Source organism: Novosphingobium sp. SG720 (genome assembly GCF_012275365.1).
GTDB lineage: Bacteria > Pseudomonadota > Alphaproteobacteria > Sphingomonadales > Sphingomonadaceae > Novosphingobium > Novosphingobium rhizosphaerae.
Genome location: NZ_JAAZQN010000003.1, coordinates 126,872 through 148,713 on the forward strand (window position 1 = coordinate 126,872; position 21,842 = coordinate 148,713).

General features: G+C 67.9%; 13 protein-coding genes. All 13 read right to left on the bottom strand.

The features are described from left to right. Positions 1-5: 5 nt before the first annotated feature. The 13 genes from FHW94_RS12830 to FHW94_RS12890 all read right to left on the bottom strand — a co-directional run bounded on the left by FHW94_RS12830 (position 6) and on the right by FHW94_RS12890 (position 21,656). Positions 6-1,037 (bottom strand): GSCFA domain-containing protein, encoded by a 1,032-nt coding sequence (locus FHW94_RS12830; RefSeq protein ID WP_168556243.1) that lies wholly within the window; start codon positions 1,035-1,037, stop codon positions 6-8. Further along, positions 1,037-2,131 carry a hypothetical protein gene (locus FHW94_RS12835; protein ID WP_168556244.1) on the bottom strand — a complete coding sequence of 365 codons (1,095 nt, stop codon included), beginning with the start codon at positions 2,129-2,131 and terminating at the stop codon, positions 1,037-1,039. Before FHW94_RS12835 ends, FHW94_RS12830 begins: the two co-directional genes overlap by 1 nt. After that, the gene (locus FHW94_RS12840) at positions 2,128-8,838 is read right to left on the bottom strand and encodes a glycosyltransferase (RefSeq protein WP_168556245.1); all 6,711 of its coding nucleotides are present in this window, start codon (positions 8,836-8,838) and stop codon (positions 2,128-2,130) included. Before FHW94_RS12840 ends, FHW94_RS12835 begins: the two co-directional genes overlap by 4 nt. 286 nt (positions 8,839-9,124) lie before the next feature. Beyond that, positions 9,125-10,408, bottom strand: a complete 1,284-nt coding sequence (gene wecC, locus FHW94_RS12845; RefSeq protein ID WP_349237513.1) for a UDP-N-acetyl-D-mannosamine dehydrogenase — start codon at positions 10,406-10,408, stop codon at positions 9,125-9,127. Positions 10,409-10,937: 529 nt separating this feature from the next. Beyond that, on the bottom strand, positions 10,938-12,116 hold the full coding sequence (locus FHW94_RS12850) for a DUF2252 family protein (protein WP_282599586.1): 1,179 nt from the start codon (positions 12,114-12,116) through the stop codon (positions 10,938-10,940). Next, a complete protein-coding gene (locus FHW94_RS12855; RefSeq protein ID WP_168556246.1) occupies positions 12,113-12,337 on the bottom strand; it encodes a hypothetical protein in 225 nt (74 codons plus the stop codon). Before FHW94_RS12855 ends, FHW94_RS12850 begins: the two co-directional genes overlap by 4 nt. Before the next feature lie 126 nt (positions 12,338-12,463). Next, positions 12,464-14,758 carry a molybdopterin-dependent oxidoreductase gene (locus tag FHW94_RS12860; protein ID WP_168556247.1) on the bottom strand — a complete coding sequence of 765 codons (2,295 nt, stop codon included), beginning with the start codon at positions 14,756-14,758 and terminating at the stop codon, positions 12,464-12,466. Positions 14,759-15,031: 273 nt separating this feature from the next. Then, the gene (locus tag FHW94_RS12865) at positions 15,032-16,858 is read right to left on the bottom strand and encodes a polysaccharide biosynthesis/export family protein (RefSeq protein ID WP_210425655.1); all 1,827 of its coding nucleotides are present in this window, start codon (positions 16,856-16,858) and stop codon (positions 15,032-15,034) included. A 24-nt stretch (positions 16,859-16,882) separates the two neighbouring features. After that, entirely contained in the window at positions 16,883-18,205 is a 1,323-nt protein-coding gene (locus FHW94_RS12870) for a chain-length determining protein (protein WP_168556248.1), read from the bottom strand. Then, positions 18,202-18,867, bottom strand: a complete 666-nt coding sequence (locus tag FHW94_RS12875) for an ABC transporter ATP-binding protein (RefSeq protein ID WP_168556249.1) — start codon at positions 18,865-18,867, stop codon at positions 18,202-18,204. The genes FHW94_RS12870 and FHW94_RS12875 overlap by 4 nt, the downstream gene beginning before the upstream one ends. Further along, positions 18,864-19,655 (bottom strand): ABC transporter permease, encoded by a 792-nt coding sequence (locus tag FHW94_RS12880; RefSeq protein WP_168556250.1) that lies wholly within the window; start codon positions 19,653-19,655, stop codon positions 18,864-18,866. Before FHW94_RS12880 ends, FHW94_RS12875 begins: the two co-directional genes overlap by 4 nt. A gap of 5 nt (positions 19,656-19,660) precedes the next feature. Then, the gene (locus FHW94_RS12885; protein WP_168556251.1) at positions 19,661-20,557 is read right to left on the bottom strand and encodes a 3-deoxy-8-phosphooctulonate synthase; all 897 of its coding nucleotides are present in this window, start codon (positions 20,555-20,557) and stop codon (positions 19,661-19,663) included. 73 nt (positions 20,558-20,630) lie between these two features. After that, positions 20,631-21,656, bottom strand: a complete 1,026-nt coding sequence (locus tag FHW94_RS12890) for a KpsF/GutQ family sugar-phosphate isomerase (RefSeq protein WP_246866122.1) — start codon at positions 21,654-21,656, stop codon at positions 20,631-20,633. Positions 21,657-21,842: the final 186 nt, after the last annotated feature.

Genomic DNA, 21,842 nt, shown 5'->3' on the forward strand with positions numbered 1-21,842 from the left:
GTGGTTCAGAGCGTTTCGGTGATGCGGCCTTCTTCGCAGATTGCTTCGGGCGCTCGCTCGGCGGTGTGGCCGGGCGGGGCAAAGACATTGGCCAGCGGTCCTGAAAAGAAATGGCGCATGACCAGGTCCACCCCCATCGGGTTCACCGTGCGCAGATCGGGGTTGAAGAACAGGCCCCGGCTGGGATGGCCCGCGATGATCTCGTAGCTGGGGAAATACGTGGTGTCGGGCAGGTCGGCTGCCAGGTCTCCCGCCGCCGCGCGCAGCACGGATTTGGAATAGACCGTGGCGGGCAGGACGTGGCCGCCGCTGGCCGTGGCCATCAACGGAACCGGGGAAACGGTCAGCAGCATGCGCGCACCGGGATTGATCTCTTTCACCAGCGCCCAGAACGCGGTCATGTCAGCCACCACCTCGCCATGCCGCATGTTGCGAAACGCGTGGGCGGCGGGGTCGAAACTGCCCGCGATGGTGCCCGGCGCCGTGGGATAGGCCGTGCCATCCACCAGGCTTTCCCAGCATTCGGTCAGCCCCAGGGTAAACACCAGCACGTCCATGGTTTCCAGCATGGTGCGCACCGCGCCCAGGTGCAGCCGCCTGGCCAGATGCACGGTTTCCGGGGTGGCATGGCCGGCCGGATCCACCGCCGGGCGCAGCGCATCGTAAAAGCGCCCCTCGCGTTCCCACACCACTTCGGCCGGGCGGCGCAGGCCCAGCGCTTCCTGGGCCAGTTGCAGCATCTGCCGGGCGGTATAGACATTGCCATAACGGCACGAAAACACGCCATAACCGAACCGCCGCGCTTCGGCTGCATCGGCAAAGACCGGTGGCGGCGGTTCACAATCCAGGAAATGCGCGCCACGCGTGGCCAGGGCATGGCCGATATGCTGGGCAAAGCAACTGCCCGCCGTGGCGATGCAATCCTCCGGGTTCAAGGCGATCGGGTCCCACACATCGGTCATATCGGCCAGGTGGTGCTCGGCCACGGCGCTTTTCCAAAAGGCGCGGGCATCGCGTCCGCGATAGGGATTGTGCATCAGGCGGCTTCCTTGCTGGCATCGGCCGGGTTGACCGGTGCGGGCGGCTCATCTTCGGGTTCGTGTGGGGGCTGGGCTGCCGGTGCTGCGGCGGCAGGGTGGCGCGCCAGCCAGGCTTCCAGGCGGGCACTTGCCGAGAGCGTCTGGGGCGGGTTGAGGAGCGCCGTGTCGCCGGGGGCCTTCGCCTTGCCGCGGCGGCGGGCGGGGGCGTTTCGGGGCACACCCGCCTGGCGCAAGGCGTGCCAGGTATCCAGCAGGTCGGCCGGCATCGTGGTCGGGCTGATCACCGCTGCGCGCAGCCAGGTGGCATAGGCTTCGCGCGGCAGGGCGTGGCCGTGAACCCCATGAAAATCGGTGTGGAACAGCACCCGATCGGCATTGCCCCGGCCAGCCACAGCCGCTGCGAACGGTAGCATGTGCGCGCGCCAGTGATGGCGGTCGCCCATCGATTGGGCATAGATCACCGTGTTGGCAAAACCCGCACCATAAAGTGCCGTGCAATCGGCCAGGGTTACGCGCTCCAGCGCGGCATTGTCGGCCAATGCCGGCCAGCACCCTTCACGATAGGCCGTGACCGAGGGCGCATGATAGCGGGCGATGCGGGTCTGCGGATTGCCGACTACGGCGATCGATCCGGGCATGGCATGCGATTGCGCCAGCGCGGCAAACCCACCGCCAGACGTGCCGAAAAAGATCGTGCGTTCCACGCCCCAGGCCTTGGCCATTTCGGCAAAGGCGCGGCGCAGCAGGGCCGGGGTGTCGAAATCCTGGTGCCCGGCAAACCAGGCGATTCCGAAATCGCCGGGCAATTGCAGCGAAGGATCGCTGACCGCCACCTGGATGCAATCGGCCAGATCGGGATTGAAGCCGTTGAACACCGGCCGTCCGCGCCGCGCGGCATCGGCGGCGCCATGTAGCGTGACCAGCATGCGCGTGGCGCCTGGCACATGACGCACGCGGAAATGCAGGGGCAGGCAGTCCGGCCGGCCCGTGCTCAGCAAGCCGCCAGTGCGCACATTGAACCGATTGTCGCCCGGCGTCGCCTGGCCCAACTTGCGCCGAAGGCTGCGCACGAATGCGGTCATGTTGGTCATTCCGCTGCCTCTGCCAGAGTGTTGCCGGGGGCCTGCGCCAGATCGTGCTGCATCAGGGCCACGGCCTGCTCACCCACGCCCAGCCAGGTTCGCTCTGCCTCCACCCAGCGCCGGCCGCGCCGCCCCAGCGCCGCGCGCAACGCCGGATCACCGATCAAGCGCGCCAACGCCTGGGCCAGGCTCGCCACGTCACCCTTGGCAAAGGCAAGGCCGGTGTCCTCATGCGCGATCATTTCGGCAAGGGCGCGCACATCGGACACCACCACCGCCTTTTCCATGGCCAGCGCTTCCAGCGGCTTCATCGGCGAAACCATCTCGCACACCGGCCAGGGCTTGCGCGGAAAGGGGCACACGTCGATCAGCGAATACCAGCTTTCCACCTCGTCGTGCGGCACCCGCCCGGGCATGATCAGCCACTCGGCAAAGCCACCTCGCGCGGCAATATCGGCAATTGCCTCGGCAATCGGTCCGCGCTCGCTGCCGCTGGTGTTTTCGCTGCCCACCAGCAGCAGGCGGAACGCATGGCCCTGCGCCTTGAGCAGCGCGCAGGCGGCCGCCAGGTCGTCCAGCCCTTCGTAATCCACGAAAGTGCCGACATAGCCAATCACCTGCACGTCGGCGGGAATCCCCAGCGCATGCGCGCGGGCAATATCGCGCGGACGGGGGGTGAAGCGGGCCGGGTCGCAGGAATTGGGCAGCAACGCGATCTTGCCCGGCTCCACCCCGCGCGCCACCAGTTCTTCCGCCATCGGGCCGGTCAGGGTAAAGACCTGGTCGGCCGCCTGGGCGATGGCCGCTTCAAGCCTTTCCTGCACTTGGTAGGCTGGCGTCGCGCGATAGCTTTCCTCGCGAGACATCTTGGTCACTTCCCAAAAGCCCCGCACTTCATAGGCAAACGGAATGCCCAGCCGCCGCGCCGCGATCAGCGCGGGCAGCGCCACCAGGTGGTTCGACGCGGCCATGACCAGCGCCGGGCGCAGCGCGCGATAGCGTTCCTCCAGCGCGCGCGCCGCAGCGGGAATGTAATGGACATAGCGCATGTCGATGCGCGCGGGGTTGGGCGTGCGCAGATAAGTGATCCCGTCGATCACCTCCGCCTCCGGCACATCGCCATCGGCCAGGCCCGCCACGGCATCGTAGGGAAAGCCTGGCCGGGTCATTGCCAGAACCTCGCACCCCGCCGCGGCCATGCCGCAGGCCAGGCCATGGGTGCGCGTGGCATAACCTCCGGTGGCATAGGGCAGGCTGTTGTGCAGCATATAGCACACCCGGCCCGGCACCGGGGCCAGCGCGCGGGCACGGCGCGGGGTGATCAGGTGCAACAGGTCAAGCTGTCCGGCCAGGCCCTGGGCCAACCGCTCGATACGGGCCTGGGCTGCGCGGTCGGCCCGCGCATCGGGATGATGGCGCATTTCCAGCATCCATTGCGCGCAATGGTCAAACGCCCCGGCACGCTGGGCAGCGGCATAGGCGCCTGCCAAAGTGGCAAGCCCGCGGTCCAGCCCGACGGCTTCCTCCGCGGCGCACAACTCAGCAGTTCCGGCGCCCGCTTCGCCTGCGGCCTTGCCCAGCCGTAGCCATTCGCGCGCGGCCTGGGCGGCATCGGTAAAGGGCGCGGTGGCCATGGCGGCACGCGCCGGTGCCGGATTTGCCTGTACCAAAGCGGCGATCAGGCTTTCCGCATCCGGCACGATCCACCCGTCACCGCTCGGTTCGGCAAGGTCGCCCCCTCCATCCTGCGCGTCGATATCGCGGCTGGGCAAGGTGTGCACGACGGCGTTGGCGATGGTGTTCCAATCGCGATTTGCGGCGGCGTGGGAGCGCGCGGCCTGGCCCAGTCGCTGGGCGAGGGCAGGATCGGTGGCGAGCGTGGCGATGGCGCGGGCGAGGTCTGCGGCGTGGTCGGGGGTGAAGAACAGGGCGGTCTCGCCGTGCTGCGCCTCGGCGCGGAACACGGGCAGGTCCGGCACCACGGCGGGCAGGCCCAGGGCCATGGCCTCGACCAGCTTGATCGGTGGCACCAGTTCGGTCACGTCGCTGCGCCGGCGCGGCAGGCAGGCAATGTGGCAGGCGGCCATGCGCGCGCGGGCCTGCGCCGGATCGAGGCGGCCGGTAAAGGTGACGGCCTGGGCCAGGCCCAGCCGCTGGGCCTGTTCCTCCAGGCTCGCCCGCAAGGGCCCATCGCCCATCACCAACAGGTCGATATCCAGGCCTTGTGCCTTGAGCAGGGCCAAGGCCTCGATCAGCAGGTCGAGCCCTTCATAGCTGACCAGCGCCCCGGCATAGCCGATCGTGGTGCGCGGCAGTGGATCGGCCGAAATGCTTGCAAAGCCGGCGCTATCGATGCCGTTGGGCAGCAGCGCCACGCGCGCGGGATCGAGGCGCCACTGCGCGATCACATGATCGGCCAGGGGCTGCGAGATGGCAAAGACGCGGGTCGCCGCACGGGCCACGAAGGCTTCCAGCTCCAGGCCCAGGGCATGGCGCTCGGTGCCGGCAAAGCCGGGCACATTGGCCGCGCGGCTCATTTCCCACAGGCCGCGCAACTCATAGTGGAAGGGAATGCCCAGGCGGCGTGCGGCAAGCAGGGCAGGCAGGGCATTGACGTGGTTGGACGCAGCCTGGATCGCGGCGACGCGGCGGGCCTTGGCCAGGCGGGCGATGCCGATGCTGGCGCGCTCGATATAGATGTCGAGCGGCAACGACTGGCTGGGCTGGCGCAAGTGCTGCCAATCGAGGCCATCATGGCGGGTAGCCAGCGCCTCGGGCGTGCCGGCGCTATCGGCGCGGTCCCACGGATATCCGGCGCGGGTAAGGGCGACCAGGTCCACGCCTTGCGCGGCCAGCGCCTGCAACAGCGCCTGGGTGCGGGTGGTATAGCCGCTGGTGTGCCAGGGCAGGGCGCTCGCGGCGCAATAGAGCAGGCTTTGCGGGCGCGGGTCATAGGCCGGCGCCGCCACCGGCGGCAGTTCGGGCAGGGCTTGCGCCATGGCGGCGAGCGCCAGGATCTGCTGCGCGCGGCTGCTTTCCGATGCGCTCAGCCCCACGTCCTGCGGCAGGCCCTGGAGCAGCGCTGCCGGCCGCGTCAGTTCCCCCGCATCGTGCAGGCGAAACGCCAGCCACTTCGCCCGCCACGGCTGCGGATCGGCGTCGTGCGCGGCCAGGCCAAGCCGTGCGGCTTCATGTGGGTCTGTGTCCTGCACCGTGCGCGCTTGTTCGGTAAGCCTGCGGGCCAGGGCTTGGGCCTCGCTGCGGCGGTGCGCTTCCTCGGCGGCGGCCAGCGCTTCGGGATCGGGTGCCGGTTCGGGCGCGGGTGGATTGAGAATCCGTTCGATGCGGCCGCGTTCCGATCGGCTCATCGCCAGATCGGCCGGCAGGGATTGCAACAGGTGCACGGCGCGGGCCGGATCGCCTGCTTCATGCCAGCGGAACGCCAGCCACTTGGCGCGCCAAGGCTGTGGATCGAGTGTCTGCGCCTCTTCCGCCAGGGCAATCGCGGCGGGCAGGTCGCTGGTGTACAGCGTGCGCGCCTGCCGGGTCAGCGCGTCGGCACGGTCCAGTGCCTGCGCCCGGCGCCGCGCTTCTTCTGCCTCGGCCGGGTCAGGCATCGGCTTGGAAGCAAGGGGGGTGAGAATCTGGCGAATCCGGCTCCGTTCCGAACGGCTCAGCGCCAGATCGGTGGGCAGGGCTTGCAACAGCTGCGTGGCCCGCGCCGTATCACCTGCTTCGTGCCAGCGGAACGCCAGCCATTTGGCCCGCCAAGGTTGCGGGTCGAGGGCCTGCGCTTCTTCCGCCAGCGCAATCGCGGTGGGCAGATCCCTGGCACAGACGGCGCGGGCCTGGTGGGTCAGGGCCTCGGCGCGTTGCAGTGCCTGCGCCCGGCGCTGCGCTTGTTCGGTGGCAGCCAAGGCGGCCGGGTCGGGAGCCGGTTCGGCTGTCGGCGCTGGCGCCACGGTGGGTGGGGCGAGTATCTGGTCGATGCGGCTCCGTTCCGAACGGCTCAGCGCCAGATTGGCCGGAAGGGCTTGCAGCAGTTGCGCCGCACGCGCCGTATCGCCCGCTTCATGCCAGCGGAATGCCAGCCATTTGGCCCGCCAGGGTTGCGGGTCGAGGGCCTGCGCCTCTTCCGCCAGCGCAATCGCGGCGGGCAGATCCATGGCATAGAGCGCGCGGGCCTGGCGGGTCAGCGCCTCGGCGCGTTGCAGCGCTTGTGCCCGGCGCTGCGCTTGTTCGGCGGCAGCCAAGGCGGCCGGGTCGGGAGCCGGTTCGGGAGTTGGCGCTGGCGCTATGGTGCGTGGGGCGAGGATCTTGTCGATGCGGCTCCGTTCCGAACGGCTCAGCGCCAGATTGGCCGGAAGGGCTTGCAGCAGTTGCGCCGCGCGCACCGTATCGCCCGCTTCATGCCAGCGGAACGCCAGCCATTTGGCCCGCCAGGGTTGCGGGTCGAGGGCCTGCGCCTCTTCCGCCAGCGCAATCGCGGCGGGCAGGTCGTTAGCATAGAGCGCGCGGGCCTGGCGGGTCAGCGCCTCGGCGCGTTGCAGCGCTTGTGCCCGGCGCTGCGCTTCTTCGGCAGCGGCCAAGACGGCCGGTTCGGGCGTGGGTTCGGGCTCCGGCTCTGGCTCTGCTTGTGGCAAGGTTTGCACGACGGCGTTGGCGATGGTGTTCCAATCGCGATTTGCGGCGGCGTGGGAGCGCGCGGCCTGGCCCAGTTGCTGGGCGAGGGCGGGATCGGTGGCGAGCGTGGCGATGGCGTGGGCGAGGTCTGCGGCGTGGTCGGGGGTGAAGAACAGGGCGGTCTCGCCGTGCTGCGCCTCGGCGCGGAACACGGGCAGGTCCGGCACCACGGCGGGCAGGCCCAGGGCCATGGCCTCGACCAGCTTGATCGGTGGCACCAGTTCGGTCACGTCGCTGCGCCGGCGCGGCAGGCAGGCAATGTGGCAGGCGGCCATGCGCGCGCGGGCCTGCGCCGGATCGAGGCGGCCGGTAAAGGTGACGGCCTGGGCCAGGCCCAGCCGCTGGGCCTGTTCCTCCAGGCTCGCCCGCAAGGGCCCATCGCCCATCACCAACAGGTCGATATCCAGGCCTTGTGCCTTGAGCAGGGCCAAGGCCTCGATCAGCAGGTCGAGCCCTTCATAGCTGACCAGCGCCCCGGCATAGCCGATCGTGGTGCGCGGCAGTGGATCGGCCGAAATGCTTGCAAAGCCGGCGCTATCGATGCCGTTGGGCAGCAGCGCCACGCGCGCGGGATCGAGGCGCCACTGCGCGATCACATGATCGGCCAGGGGCTGCGAGATGGCAAAGACGCGGGTCGCCGCACGGGCCACGAAGGCTTCCAGCTCCAGGCCCAGGGCATGGCGCTCGGTGCCGGCAAAGCCGGGCACATTGGCCGCGCGGCTCATTTCCCACAGGCCGCGCAACTCATAGTGGAAGGGAATGCCCAGGCGGCGTGCGGCAAGCAGGGCAGGCAGGGCATTGACGTGGTTGGACGCAGCCTGGATCGCGGCGACGCGGCGGGCCTTGGCCAGGCGGGCGATGCCGATGCTGGCGCGCTCGATATAGATGTCGAGCGGCAACGACTGGCTGGGCTGGCGCAAGTGCTGCCAATCGAGGCCATCATGGCGGGTAGCCAGCGCCTCGGGCGTGCCGGCGCTATCGGCGCGGTCCCACGGATATCCGGCGCGGGTAAGGGCGACCAGGTCCACGCCTTGCGCGGCCAGCGCCTGCAACAGCGCCTGGGTGCGGGTGGTATAGCCGCTGGTGTGCCAGGGCAGGGCGCTCGCGGCGCAATAGAGCAGGCTTTGCGGGCGCGGGTCATAGGCCGGCGCCGCCACCGGCGGCAGTTCGGGCAGGGCTTGCGCCATGGCGGCGAGCGCCAGGATCTGCTGCGCGCGGCTGCTTTCCGATGCGCTCAGCCCCACGTCCTGCGGCAGGCCCTGGAGCAGCGCTGCCGGCCGCGTCAGTTCCCCCGCATCGTGCAGGCGAAACGCCAGCCACTTCGCCCGCCACGGCTGCGGATCGGCGTCATGCGCGGCTTGCGCGGCCTGGGCCGCAGCCACCGGATCGCTATGGCGCAGCGCGCGGGCGCGGGCGGCATGGGCATCGGCCCGTGCGGCGCGGGCGCGCTGTTCCTGCTGCTGCGCTTTCTTGCGGGCGCGCTCTTCTGTTCGAGCCAGAGTGGCAGGGGTCATCGGCGGCAGGGGGGCGAGCGGCGCTGCGGTTGGTGCTTCGTCCCGATCGGGCACGACATCAGGCGGGCCGACCGGCGGATCGATGGCGGCTTCTGCCAGAGGAAGGCCGGGCAGCGGCAAGTCTGCATCGCGCTTGCTCGAAGGCCGGCGCAGCGGCAGCAGTCCACCGGGTAGCGCCAACCAGCGGCCCGGTTTGCGCAAGCCGTGGAGCAGCGTCTCGCCCAGGCGATAGGCCGGCGATCCCTGCAATTGGCACAGGCGGGTTTCATAGGCCGCCACGGTGCGTTCGTGGCGCTCGGCCTGGCGCATGGTGGCAAGGCGGGCATGTTCGGCGGCCGCGCGCCAGGCTGCGCTTTCGGCCTTAGTGGCGGCCAGATCGGCTGCCAGCAGGGTGGCATCTCCCGGCGTGGCGCAGCCGGCCAGCAAGAATGCCCCAGCCGCGCCAGCCTGGAGGCCGTCTGCTAAGGCACGGCCACTCTGTGCCACTTGCGCACGCTGTGCTGCGTCTGCCGTTGCCATTGGAGCGGCGGGCGCCAGCACGGCATTTGCCGCAGGGCCGGGTACAGACGCGTCTCGGGTTGGCGTTTCGATCATCGGCTCCCCACGGCGCCCCGATCGACCGGGGCTTGCACAGTTGTGGAAGAGAGCCCGATCCGAAACGCTGGCGGCTTGGTCTGGTGGCCCCCGGCCACCGCCGCTGCGTTATCCGCTGCCGTCCGCCCCCTGGCGGCTGGCCCCCGCCGCCTGGCGCGTGACGAAGGTCAGTTCGTCAGCCGCGCGCAAGGCGGGGTTGCGGATCGGGCGCTCAGTCCGTCCAGATCCCGCGTGCGTCCACGATCTCCACCCCGTCGCGCCGCTTGGGCGAAACGGTCTTGAACGGGCGGTGATCGACCAGCAGGGTCCAGACATCGGCTTGATCGAGAGCGGCAAAGCCATCGATCAGTTCAACGCCGCAGGCCGCCAGCGCAGGCGGCAGCACGGCGATATTCGGTTCAACGACCAGCAGCGGCCGCGAGAAATGGGTGGACAGGTCCTTGACGATTTCCACCGCAGGGCTTTCGCGCAGGTCATCGATGTCGGGCTTGAACGCCAGGCCGAACGTGGCCACGCGCACCTGTTCGGGGGCGCAGCCCTTGCGTGCGGCCACAGCGCGCGCCGCGGCCAAGACCTTTTCCACCACCCAGTGCGGCTTGCTGTCGTTCACCTGGCGCGCGGTGTGGATCAGGCGCGATTCGTCCGGGCTGCGGTTGACGATGAACCACGGGTCAACGGCGATGCAGTGCCCGCCCACGCCCGGCCCCGGCTGCAGGATATTGACGCGCGGATGGCGGTTGGCGAGCCGGATCAGTTCCCACACGCTGATGTCCAGCTTGTCACAGATCATCGACAGCTCGTTGGCAAAGGCGATGTTCACGTCGCGAAACGCGTTTTCGGTCAGCTTGCACATCTCGGCCGTTCGAGCCGACGTGACCACGCATTCGCCTTTCACGAACGTGCTGTAGAGCGCCACTGCTTCGGCCGAGCAGCGCGGGGTGAGGCCGCCGATCACCCGATCGTTCTCCACCAGCTCGCGCAGCACATGGCCGGGCAGCACGCGTTCGGGGCAATAGGCGACGGCAACGTCCGCCGCTTCGCCCGCTTCCTGCGGAAAGCTCAGGTCCGGGCGCGCTTCGGCCAGCCAGGCCGCGATTTGTTCAGTCGTGCCCACGGGCGAGGTGCTTTCCAGCACCACGAGGTTCCCCTTGGCCAGCACCGGCGCAATCGCGCGCGCTGCTGCCTCGATGTAGGAAAGATCGGGTTCGTGGCCATCGCGGAACGGGGTGGGCACGGCGATCAGGAATGCGTCGGCCGGCTCGGGCTTCAATGTCGCGCGCAGGCGCCCTTCCCGTGCGGCGGCATGCACCACCATGTCCAGGTCGGGCTCCACGATGTGGATGCGGCCCTTGTTGATCGTCTGCACTGCGATTTCGTTCACGTCCACGCCGATCACATCGATCCCGCGTGAGGCAAAGACGGCGGCAGTGGGCAGGCCGATATAGCCAAGGCCGATCACGGAAACCCGCTTGAAGCGGTGGGCAGGGGTCATCATCTCTTCGGTTTCATCCCTCAAAGGCGCCGCAGTGGCCATGGCGCATGCCCCCTTTCATACGTGATATCCCGTGGCAAAAGCCTTAATATTGGCGGGCCTTTGCGTGGCGACAGGTCTGAAATCCGTGTGCATCGGGCGCCATGGCGGGCGGTGGTTCGGCCAGTGGATGGCAGACCGGAGCCACCGCCGCGCGGGCGACCGTTTGCATTTTTTCGGCTGCGTCTTGCTGCCGGTGAAACAACAATTCCTCACTTCCGCCCCCGGTGCGAGCCGAGAAACCTCCGGAAGCAATGAATCGCGTCGCCGCGAAATGCACTATCCGCACAAATACTCAGTATTTACTTTCGTTTCGGAGCAGACCGGCGAGCGCGCCGGCATTTCAAGCGGCCTTGGGCCGCGCAATCCTTGCAGGAACACGCCAAAAGCGCATCCTCGCCTTGCCCGGTCGAGAAAGCGCGACGTGTGGCGAATCTGCCGTCACGGCGCAGGATGGACTATCTGGCCGGAAGGCAGGCAGCCGGCGGGCCGGTCACATCAGGTTGCGGCAATGCTCAAGGTAGCCGGCCTCGTGCCGCGCGGCCAGGTCGACCACGGTTTGCCACAGCCAGGATGGCGCATCAGCCTGTGCTAGGTCCGGCAGCAGCATGTCGCGCCAGGCGCGGCGCGTGGCATCGCTCATCTGCCGGGCATGGCCCATGCCGACGATGTAGGCGAGGTAAGAAGCTGCTGCGACCGCCTGCCGGCGCGAGAATTGTGCCACCTCGATCTTGAGGTCTTGCGGTGCCAGTTCACGCAGCACCACAGACTTGCCCAGCAGGTGGGCCGGGATCATCCGCTCGCCCAGGTTGGGCGCCAGCGCGCGGGCGCCAGCGACCACGCGCTGCGCGGGATCGGATGGCATGGTCGCCCCCGGCGCTGCTGGCGCCACTGAAGGAATGGCTTCCTTGATATCGACCAAGGCGAGGTATTCGGGGCCATGCTTGTCGGCGCGTACGCCCAATACCACGGCATGGCGCAAGCGGCCCAGCGAACTGCACCCCTTGCGCCAATAGGCCGCATCCAGCACGCGCAGGTGTCCTTCCTCGCCATAGCCGGCGAGCGCCAGGGCCCGCGTTCGCACGTGCGGATCGGCAAAAAGCGCATCCACCGCATCACGCTCGTGATCGGCCAGGCGCCAGAACCGCTTGCCCAGCGGCAGCGTGGGGGCGGGGCCATCGATCCGCTCGTTGGCCAGATGCCGCCACCGGCGGCCCGCAGCGCGGCGGCGCACGGCGCGCACCACCTTGGGCTCGGTCGGGTCGTCTTCAGTTTCGGGGGACAGCGCACGGGCATAGCCATCGATCATCGCCGCCAGCATGTGCGCGGTGACAACGCCCGGCAGATCGGAACTGCGTGCGGCGGTTTCGAGCGACAGTCCCAGGCGAATGAGATCGAGCGCCGGGTTGCCGATCACCGTCTGGTCCAGATCGCGAATCTGGATGGCAAAATCGTGGTGCCGATCAGCCAGCGGGCCCAGGTTGCCCAAGTGGCAGTCGCCACAAATCCACACGTCCGGCCCAGCCGGTACATGCGCCATGGCGGGTGAGGCTTGCAGCCATTGGTAGAACTGCGCCGTGTTGCCCCGCACATAGGCATGGACCGACCGCGCCATCTTCAACGCGCGCCGTGCCTCCAGCGCGGCGTCACGGCGATCGGGGGTGATCTTCAACCGGGATGGCCTGCCTGTGCCTGCGCCCGCGCTTTCTTGGCATAGTGATGGTGCGCCACCACGCAGCCCGCCGCCGCACCGGCCAGCGCATGGCCCTTGCCCACGAAATGTCCGGCCACACCACCTGCCACAGCACCCCGGATGCAGCCTTTGGCCATGGCCGGCTGGACGGAAAGGGTGGCGGTGGCCAAGGCGGCAATCAGAACAAGACCTTTGCGCATCATCTATCTCCTTCGTCGCGACACAGCGTGGGAAGGGCGGTGGAGTTCCATGAAGAATTTGTCATGCGCGGCGCGCAACAAGGTTGTTTGGACAACTTTCTGATCTGGCGCCGAAAGTTCCCGGTTCTAGAGGTTGCCATCGCGTTGCGCGATCGGCGGCGGATCGAACACCGTCACGGGCGGCGGTTCTCCTGCGAACAGCCGCGCCTGGACCAGGCAGGTTTGCGCAACGCACCCCTGGGACAAGCCCGAGGCGCCCCGGTCGAGCGTCAGCACGTTGGGATTGCCATGCCGTTCAAGGTCCGTGCCGGGATCGAACCAGGCGCCGGTCGCCAGCCGCGCGACGCCCGGCATGATCGCGTCGCTCAGGATCGCGCCGGCAAGGCAGCGGCCCCGATCATTGAACAATTCGACCAGATCGCCATCGATGATGCCGCGCGCGGCCGCGTCGGCACGGTTGAGGTAGACCGGCTCGCGCCCGGCAACCTTTCCCGCTCTGCTATAAGGACTTGCGTCAAGCTGGCTGTGCAATCGCCGCTCGGGCTGATCGGACAGCAGGTGCAACGGATACGTTTCGGCCTTTTCATGGCCAAGCCACTCGAACGGCTCGAGCCACACGGGATGGCCGGGGCAGTCGGGAAGGTCAAAAGCGGCGATCCGCTCCGAAAAGATTTCGATCTTGCCCGATGGCGTCGGCAGTGGATGCGCGCGCGGATCGTCGCGGAAATCGGCGTGCATCACATGGGGGGCGTCATGGACTGACAGATCGATCAGCCCGTCTTCCCAGAATTGATCGAAGTCGGGCAGGTCGATCCCGTTGGCTGCGATCTTTTCCGCGCATTCGCCATAGATGCGGCGAAGCCAGCCGGTCGTGTCTAGCCCCTCGGTAAAGGCTTGCTCCACGCCAAGACGACGGCTGAGAGCGGCGAAGATTTCGTGATCATCGCGCGCTTCCCCCTGCGCCGGCGTGGCCTGGCGCATGGCCACGAAAAGCCCTTCGCGCGTGGCAAAGCCGATATCGTCGCGTTCCAGCGAGATGGTTGCAGGCAGGACGATGTCGGCCTGCCGCGCGACCGGAGTCCAATGCTGTTCCTGCACGATGATCGTATCCGGACGCGCCCATCCCTGCCGAAGCCGGTTCAGATCCTGGTGATGGTGGAAGGGATTGCCACCGGCCCAATGCACCAAGCGGATATCGGGATAGCTGTGCAACCCGCCATTATAGGTGAAGCGCTCCCCCGGATGCAGCAGCATGTCGGCAATGCGGGCGCAAGGGATGAACGTTACAACGCTGTTGCGCCCCTGCGGAAAGACCGGGCCGGGCAGGCGCGGGTGGGCGCTGCCCATGACATTCATCGCGCCATAGCCAAGGCCATAGCCGCCCCCGGGCAGACCGATCTGGCCGACCATTGCGGCCAAAGCCACCAATGCCCAGAATGGCTGTTCGCCGTGCGCGGCGCGCTGCAACGCCCAGGCGCAATTGAGCATGGTGCGATGGCGCAGCAGGTCATGGCCGAGGGCGGCGATGCGAGCCGCGGGGACGCCCGTGATCGCCGCTGCCCATTGCGGTGTTTTGGGCGTGGCGTCCGCCTGTCCCAGCAGATAGGCGCGGAAGATGTCGAAGCCGACCGTGTGACTGTCCAGGAAGCTGCGGTCGAACAGCGGATCGTGCAGCACCACCCACGCCAGTGCCAGCATCATGGCCGTGTCGGTGTTGGGGCGGATGGCAATCCATTCCCCTGCATCACCGTCGCCCAGATTATCGCCCACCGGACCAATGTTGATGATCCGTGCGCCGGCTTCTCGCAGGCGCTTGAGGCCAGCGCGCGCACGATGACGGCCAGCACCGCTGGAAGAGACGCGCGTGTTCTTGAGCGGGACACCGCCGAAGCTGACGAACAGGCTGCAATGCGCCTCCAGCACGTCCCAGCTCGTATGGGAGGCGTTGCTTTCGTCCATGCTGGTGGCGATATGCGGCATCAGCACCCGCCCCGCGCCCAGGCTATAGCTGTCTACGCTCCGCACATAGCCGCCCAGCACATTGTAGAATCGATGGAGTTGGCTTTGCGCGTGGTGAAAGCGGCCGGCACTGGCCCATCCGTAGGAGCCGCCGAAGATCGCCTCGTTGCCATGGTTATGCCGCACCCGCGCTATTTCGGCGGCGGTCATGTCCAGCGCTTCGTCCCAGGAGAGCTCGACGAACGGTTCTTCGCCGCGTCCCGCGCGCTTTCGTCCCTCCAGCCAACCTTTTCGAACGGCCGGGCGGGCGATGCGCAGCCGGGTCATGCTGTCGTCCAACTGGTCGAGCCCGATGGGATTGGGATCGGGGTCGGCGCGCAGCGGCGAAAGGTGCGGCGCATCATCGCCCGCCCCGGCGTTGATCTCATAGACGCCCCAATGGGCAGCAGAATAGCGGGTCATGACAAGCTGGCGCCGAAGGGGGGAAGCACGTGCAGCGTGCGGTCAACCACCTCGGCGCGGCAATACCGGTCGGCCGTCTCATGACGCTCGGCAATCAGGGACATGGGCAGGGTCACTCTTCAAAGAGACGCATGCCTAGCGTTCGGGATGCTGCCTGACGCATGATGATTGCAAATAGGTCGAATGGTTCTGCTCACAGTTCCCGGCAAGGACCGTTGCGCTGCAACGGGGTGCGATTGCTGCCTGTAGGCAGAACGCGCAAAACCCCGTTGGTCAAAGCCCCAGCACCACCTTCGCGCTCACTGCGATCTGGTAGAGGATCTGCGTCATGTCTTTGAGGATCTGGCGCGATTTGGTGTCGATGCGGGGCAGCACCAGCAGATCGTCGCCGCTGCGCACGGCGTGGCTCTGCGCGGAAACTTCCTCGAAGCTGCCATCGGCATGGGCCACCACGATGCGGCGGGCGGCGCTTTTCTGGGTATAGCCACCTGCACGGCTGACATAGCCATTGGCGTCCAGCCCCTGTTGCCAGGCGACGGCATTGGGGAACAGCACTTCGCCGCTAACCAGCACGAGGCCATCGCGCGTGGGTACGTGCAGCAGGTCGCCGTTTTCCAGCAGCAGGTCGTCGCGCGCCGGGCCCTGGCCGATCACCACCTGGCCCAGCGGCTGCACCTTTCGCGCGCGATCGATCCATTGCAGGATCAGGTCGGCCTCGTTGCGGCGCAACTGGCTTTCATCGTTGGTGCCCGATCGCGCGGTCAGCGCGGCCTGTTCCAGGCTGTGCAGGCTGGCGTCCAGCATGGTCTTCTGCCGGTCTTTCACGCTCTGCCGGAACAGTTGGATGCTGCCCGCATCCGATCGCTGCGAAAAGCGGATCTGCTGCAACAGATCGCCCAGGTGCGCGCCATAGGGCAGCACATATTCCTGCGGGCTTTCATGCTCGCCCTCTATCCGCACGGTGATCGTGCCCGCTTTCTTGTCGGCGGTGAATTCGATCGTGTCGCCATTGCCAACTGGCAGGGCGCCGGCATCGGCGAGCGGGCGATAATCCACGTTTTTCACCGGCCCGGTGTTGCGCGTGATGCGCATGTGCGTGGCCGATGGCTGCGGCCCGGCGAGCAACATGACATCGGCGGTGGTGGGGTGGGCATTGCGCGGAAATTCAAAGACGTTGGCATTGTTGGCCAGGCCCAGCACACTCACCGTCTGCTGACGCGGCCCGACGAAGATCACGTCGCCATCGCCCAGCGGCACCGGCGGCATGACCCCGCGAAACAGGAACTGGTAGAGATTCACGTGGGCGCGCACCTGCTCGCCGCGCTTGACCTCCACATCGATGAAAGTGCCGCGATCGGGATCGATGCCGCCGGCTGCGTCCAGGTAATGCAGCAGGCCATCCATGCTGGTGCCGTCATAAAGCCCCGGCCGCCGCACGAAGCCGCCCACGAACACGCGCACCGGCTGCGCTTCGGCCAGCGAGGCATAGACATAGACGTTGCTGCGAAACGTCGCGGCCGCCGCGCCCGTGACCACCCGTTGCAGATCCTGGTTGCGCACGCCGGCCAGGTGGATCGGGCCGATATTGGGCAGGAACACGTTGCCTTGCGGGTCCACCGTCTGCACCTGGGCAAACTGGAACGCTCCCCACAGCCGCAGCACCACCCGGTCTCCCGCCGCGACCACGTAATCGGGGTTGAAATGGGCTGCGCCCGTGCGGGCAAAGGCACCGGTGAACAGCTGCGCGCCAAACACCGGGCTGGCCGAATTGGCGGCATAGCTGGCCGCCGGTGCCGCGCCGGGGGTAACGGGCGGTGCCCCAGCATCGACCAGAGCCGCCGGCGGCGACGTCGGGCTGGCGGTCGGTACGGCCAATGGCACGCTGGGCAGGCTGCCGCCATTGCCGATGCCGGCATTGCCCATGGCATTGGCGATCGTGGCCAGGGTGGTGGGGTCGGCGTTCTGCAAGACCTGGCTGACCAGGCCGGGCGGCAGTCCCTGGGCCGAGCCCTGCACGGGCGAAGCCAGCAGGGGCAAGGCAAGCGAAAGGCCCAGCGCCAGCCGGCCGCGGCTGGGCATGGAATGGCAATCACGGCGCATGGTGGCGCTCCTTAGGGTTGCAATTCAGTCGACATGGTCGCGCACCACCGACACCAGCAGCAGCAGGATCGCTGCCACGACGAAAGCGGCCAGGGTGAACGCGAGGGAATTGTAGAGCCGGCGTGGGCGGGCGGGGTATTCGGGCAGGGTGGGCGCCTGGACCACGGAAATCTGCTTCATCGCCTGCATCGCGGTGATCCGCCCCTTTTCCAGCGCGGCCAAGGTGGTCTGGTACAGCGACTGGCTGAACTGCGCCTCTTGCTGCAATTGGCGAAAGGCATCGGCGCGGCGGTTGAGCGCCTGCGAATCCGACGATGTGGCGCGGCCCCGTTCGCGGGCGAGTTCGGCGTCGATCGCGGCAATCTGCTGGCGCACGGCCACCACATCGGGATGGGCCGGCACGAGATAGGCTTCCAGCGTCCCGAGCTGGGTCTGCAGCGCGCTCTTGCGCGATTCCAGCTGTGTGATCGTGCCGGCCACGGCCTCCAGCGTGCCATCGGGCGAAACCATGCCGGCCTTGCTCTGGAAATCGAGCACCGCCTTGCGCGCGGCCTCGTTGCGCTGGCCCATCTGCGCCGCCTCGCCGGCCAGGAAATCCACTTGCGTCTGGGCCAGGCGATGGTCGTTGGCGTTCATGAACGCAGCGCCTTCGCGCAGCATGGCGGCCACGATGGCCTGCGCCACGCCGGGGGCATAGGCGCTGGCTTCCACATGCAGCACGCCCTGGTTGTCGTCGTAATCCACTTTCACCCGAGCCTTCATATAGTTGCGAAAGCGGGCGAGCGGCACGTCGGGCGCCGAAAGACGTGACAGCCAATCGTGCCGGCGATCGGCATAGTGGGCGCGCAAATGCAGGCTGGCATCCAGCCGGGCGAGCATGTCCTGCGACAGCAGGTGGTTGCGCAGCAGCATCTGGTCATTGCGATTGCCAGCGCCGGAAAGGCCGGAAAGCAGCCCGCCCAAGCCACCGGGATCGATGGCGCCCATGTCGGCCCGTTGCACCACCACGTCGGTTTCCGAGACATAGAGATCCGACGCGATCAGGCACCAATAGGCCGTGGCGCCAAGGCTTGCCGCGCCCGCCAGGCCCAGCACCAGGTTGCGCACCTTTGCCGCGCGCCAGCGCCGGCGGGGTAGCGAAGGGGGCGCCAGCGTGTCGCTTGCGGGCCGGCGTGGGCCGGCCAGCGGCACGGCCGGCGCGGCTTCATCGCTCGATGGGGGGGGGACGCCGGGTTGGAATGCCTGGTCGGGCTCGCTGTCGGGCGCTGGCCGCGTGCGGGCAACCGGCGGGGCAGGATCGGTTTCCGGTTTCGCCGGGGGCGGCGGAAAGGCAAGCTCGGTGCTCATGCGGGCAGGGTTTCCTTGTAGGCCGTGATCGCCTCGCCCAGCCGGTCGAACCAGGTCAGCTTGCCTTCGTGCAACAGCATCCCTGCGGTGCAGAACCGCTTGAGCGTGCCGGGATCGTGACTGACCATGATCACGCTGGCCTGGTTGGCGCGGCGGCGGAATTCCTCGGCAGCGCGGGCGCGAAAGCTGGCGTCACCGGCCGATGTGGCTTCATCGGAAATGTACACGTCGAAATCGAACGCCAGCGAGATGGCAAAGCGCAGGCGCGCAGCCATGCCGGTGGAATAGGTGCGGATCGGCTCGTCAAAGCGGTCGCCCAGCGCGGCAAATTCGGCAATGCGCGCCAGGCGTTCGGGGATGTCATCCTCGTGCCCATGGATGCGGCAGACGAAACGGGCATTCTGCCGCCCGGTGAGCGTGCCTTGCAGCCCACCGCCAAAGCCGAGTGGCCAGGATACACGGCAATGCCGCTCCACCGCGCCGCGCGTGGGTTTGTCCACCCCTGCCAGGATGCGCAGCAGGGTGGATTTGCCCGCTCCGTTGGCCCCCAGGATGCCCACGCTGACCCGCGGCGGAATGACGAAGTTCACGTCATCAAGCACCCACGGCCCGGCACCGTGCGCTGTCATGTAGCGCTTGCTCAGGCCGCGCCCCACGATCATCGCGCACCCACCTTGTGTGCCAGCCGCAGTTGCAGCGCCAGGCCAAGCAGCAAGAGCCCCAGCACCCAGGCGAAGAGATAGCCGGCATCGGTTTCGGGCACTGCCTGGTAATTGTCGGAAAGCCCCATGCGCACCAGTTCCACCCCGTGGGCGAGGGGATTGAGCATGAGCAGCGCGCGCCAATCGGCCGGCAGCGAGCCGATGGGAAACATCACGCCCGAAATCATGTAGAGCGGGCGCAGCACGATCTGCAGCACCTGGCGCGTTTCGCGCATCATCGTGGTGCAGGCTGAAACCACCATGCCGAACCCCACGCCCAGCAGCCACATTGCCGCGCTGGCGCCGGCCATGGCCAAGGGGAATTGCGGCATGAACGGGTGGCCCCACATCGCCAGGAACGCGATCAGCAACAGCGTGATCACCAGCCAGCTCGCCCCTTCGAGCAGCCCGCGCGCAACCAGCGTGTCCACCGGCTTGACCTGGCGATAGGCAAACAGGGCGGAATTGTCGGCCGGCGCGCCGGCTACGTGGTCGGCCGTCTTGCGAAACAGGAAGAAGGCCTGGATCCCAACCATGATCCACACCGGCGTATCGAGGTTGCCGACGCTGCGCACTTGCACGGCGGAATAGAGCACGAGCAGGTAGGCAACATGGAACACCGGCTCGAACAAGACCCAGGCCCAGGAAATGCGGGTGGCGAACAGCCGGGTCAGCGCCTCGCGCAGGATCAACGCGCGCCAGACCGACCAGGTGACCGCCAACGAGGAACGGGGAGGGGAACCGGCCATGGCGCTCAGGCCACTGCCACCGGCCTGCGCCGGTGCCAGGCAAACAACGGCGCTGGTGTCGGTGCAGCGGCCAATGCAGCGCAATCGGCCAGGCGCAGCAAGGTTTCGGCAAGATCGGGCACCTGCGGGAGCGACACCCCATGGCGCCCGCGTGATGGCGCGTGATCGGGTTGTGCGTCGATTTCCAGCATCAGCCCTGCGACGCCCACCGCCACCGCCGCGCGTGCGAGCGGCGCCACGAATTCGCGCTGCGCGCCCGATGACCCGCCCTGACTGACAGGATCGTGCAGGGCATGCGTGGCATCGAACACCACCGGGCAACCGATGTCACGCAACTGGATCAGGTTGCGCATGTCCACCACGAGATTGTCGGGGCCAAACAGCGTGCCACCCTCGCACACCGTGAAGGCATCTTGGCGATGGCCCGCGGCCTGGGCAGCGGTGCGTGCCATGCCCACCATGCGGGCCACGCCGGCTAGAGACATGGACGGTCCCTTTTCCAGGTTCACCGGCCGGCCCGAGGCGGCGGCCGCCATGATCAGGTCTGCCTGGCCGGCGAGGACGCCAGGCGTTTGCAGCATGTCTGCCACTTGGGCTGCGGCGGCCACTTGCGCGGCATCGTGCACGCGGGCCAGCACCGGCAGCCCGGTTTCGCTGCGCACCTTTTCCAGCACGCGCAGTGCTTCATCCTGCCCCAGCCCGTGATGGCCCGAATGCGCGCCAAGGTGAGTTGGGCCCAGGTCGGCCTGGAAGATCACCAGCGTGCCGGTGCGATCGGCCAGCTGGCGCAAGGCCTGCGCCGCGTCCACGCACCGCGCCTCGCTTGCGATTGTGCCAGGCCCGGCGATCAGGAACGGACGGCCGGTATCGTCGACGTCGATGGAGTGGCCCAGCAGGTTCACGCGTGTTCTTTCGTCATCGGGGTAGGATTAGGGCAGGCGGCAAAACCGGTCCGGGTGGTGCAGCGTCGGTCCATCAGTTCAGCCCCAGCCGGCCCAGATCGTGGAGATGCAGCACGCCCACCGGCAGGTCCGATCCATGGTCTTCCACCACGAACAGCGCTGAAACCTGGGCTTGCGACATCAGGGCCAGCGCTTCACCCGCGCGGGCCGATGTGCGCACGGTGCGCGGCGCGGGTGTCATCACGTCTTCGGCGCGGGCAGTGAGCAGGCCATGGACATGGCGGCGCAGGTCACCGTCGGTGATCGCGCCCAGCAAGCGCCCGGTGCGATCGACCACGCCGGCAATGCCCAGGCTCTTTTCGGTCATTTCCAGCAGGACCTCGCGCATCGGCATGGCCCGTGGCACCAGCGGCAGCGCTTCGCCCCGGTGCATGATCTCGCCCACGGTCACCAGGCCCAGCCCGATCGAGCCGCCGGGGTGCAACTGGCGCAACTGGGCATGGGTCACGCCGCGCGCGGCCATGGTGGCAATCGCCAGCGCATCACCCAGGGCGAGCATCAGCGTGGAGGATGTGGTCGGCGCGATGTTGGCCGGGCACGCCTCGCGCGCCGGGGGCAGGACCAGGCCAACCGTGGCCGCGCGCATCAGGATCGAATCCGGCTGGCCGCAAATGCCGATCACCGGGCAGCCCAACTGCGCGGCATGGGCCAGGATCTGGCGCAGATCGGGCGTGTTGCCCGAATTGGACAGCACCAGCAGCACGTCGTGCGCGGTCATCATGCCCAGGTCGCCATGGGCGGCTTCGGCGGGATGGATGAAGAACGCGGGCGTGCCGGTGGCGGCCAGGGTCGCGGCCAGCTTGCGCCCGACATGGCCTGATTTGCCCATGCCGCTGACCACCACTCGCGATTGCGTTGCCAGCAACAGGTTCACCGCATCGGCAAAGCGCGCGTCGAGCGTCAGCGCCAGGCGATCGAGCGCGTCGGCTTCTGCCTGGATCACGTGCCGGCCCCGCGCCAGCAGTTCCATGGCCGGCATCATGCCCGGCGCTGCCTGCGCCGTGATCTGGTGTGCTGCGATCTGGCCCGTTGGCTTCATCGAAAATCCCTTGCCGCTTGCGCATGCCCCAATTGCCCCCGCCAGCGCGATCCGTGCCGCCGCCCATCGGGGTTGGCCCTTAGTAGTCCCACCTCGGCCGCTTCAGGCCTGCTGTTCCCACGGAAATGAAGCGATAGTCCCGCCGCCTTGGCCGTTCGTGACGGCACGGGCCATGCATTGCGGCGC

Coding starts and splice junctions, on each gene's coding strand:
- FHW94_RS12830 (WP_168556243.1), bottom strand. CDS start 1,037: ATGCACAATCCCTATCGCGGACGCGATGCCCGCGCCTTTTGGAAAAGC.
- FHW94_RS12835 (WP_168556244.1), bottom strand. CDS start 2,131: ATGACCAACATGACCGCATTCGTGCGCAGCCTTCGGCGCAAGTTGGGC.
- FHW94_RS12840 (WP_168556245.1), bottom strand. CDS start 8,838: ATGGCAACGGCAGACGCAGCACAGCGTGCGCAAGTGGCACAGAGTGGC.
- wecC (WP_349237513.1), bottom strand. CDS start 10,408: ATGATGACCCCTGCCCACCGCTTCAAGCGGGTTTCCGTGATCGGCCTT.
- FHW94_RS12855 (WP_168556246.1), bottom strand. CDS start 12,337: ATGCGCAAAGGTCTTGTTCTGATTGCCGCCTTGGCCACCGCCACCCTT.
- FHW94_RS12860 (WP_168556247.1), bottom strand. CDS start 14,758: ATGACCCGCTATTCTGCTGCCCATTGGGGCGTCTATGAGATCAACGCC.
- FHW94_RS12865 (WP_210425655.1), bottom strand. CDS start 16,858: ATGCGCCGTGATTGCCATTCCATGCCCAGCCGCGGCCGGCTGGCGCTG.
- FHW94_RS12870 (WP_168556248.1), bottom strand. CDS start 18,205: ATGAGCACCGAGCTTGCCTTTCCGCCGCCCCCGGCGAAACCGGAAACC.
- FHW94_RS12875 (WP_168556249.1), bottom strand. CDS start 18,867: ATGATCGTGGGGCGCGGCCTGAGCAAGCGCTACATGACAGCGCACGGT.
- FHW94_RS12880 (WP_168556250.1), bottom strand. CDS start 19,655: ATGGCCGGTTCCCCTCCCCGTTCCTCGTTGGCGGTCACCTGGTCGGTC.
- FHW94_RS12890 (WP_246866122.1), bottom strand. CDS start 21,656: ATGAAGCCAACGGGCCAGATCGCAGCACACCAGATCACGGCGCAGGCA.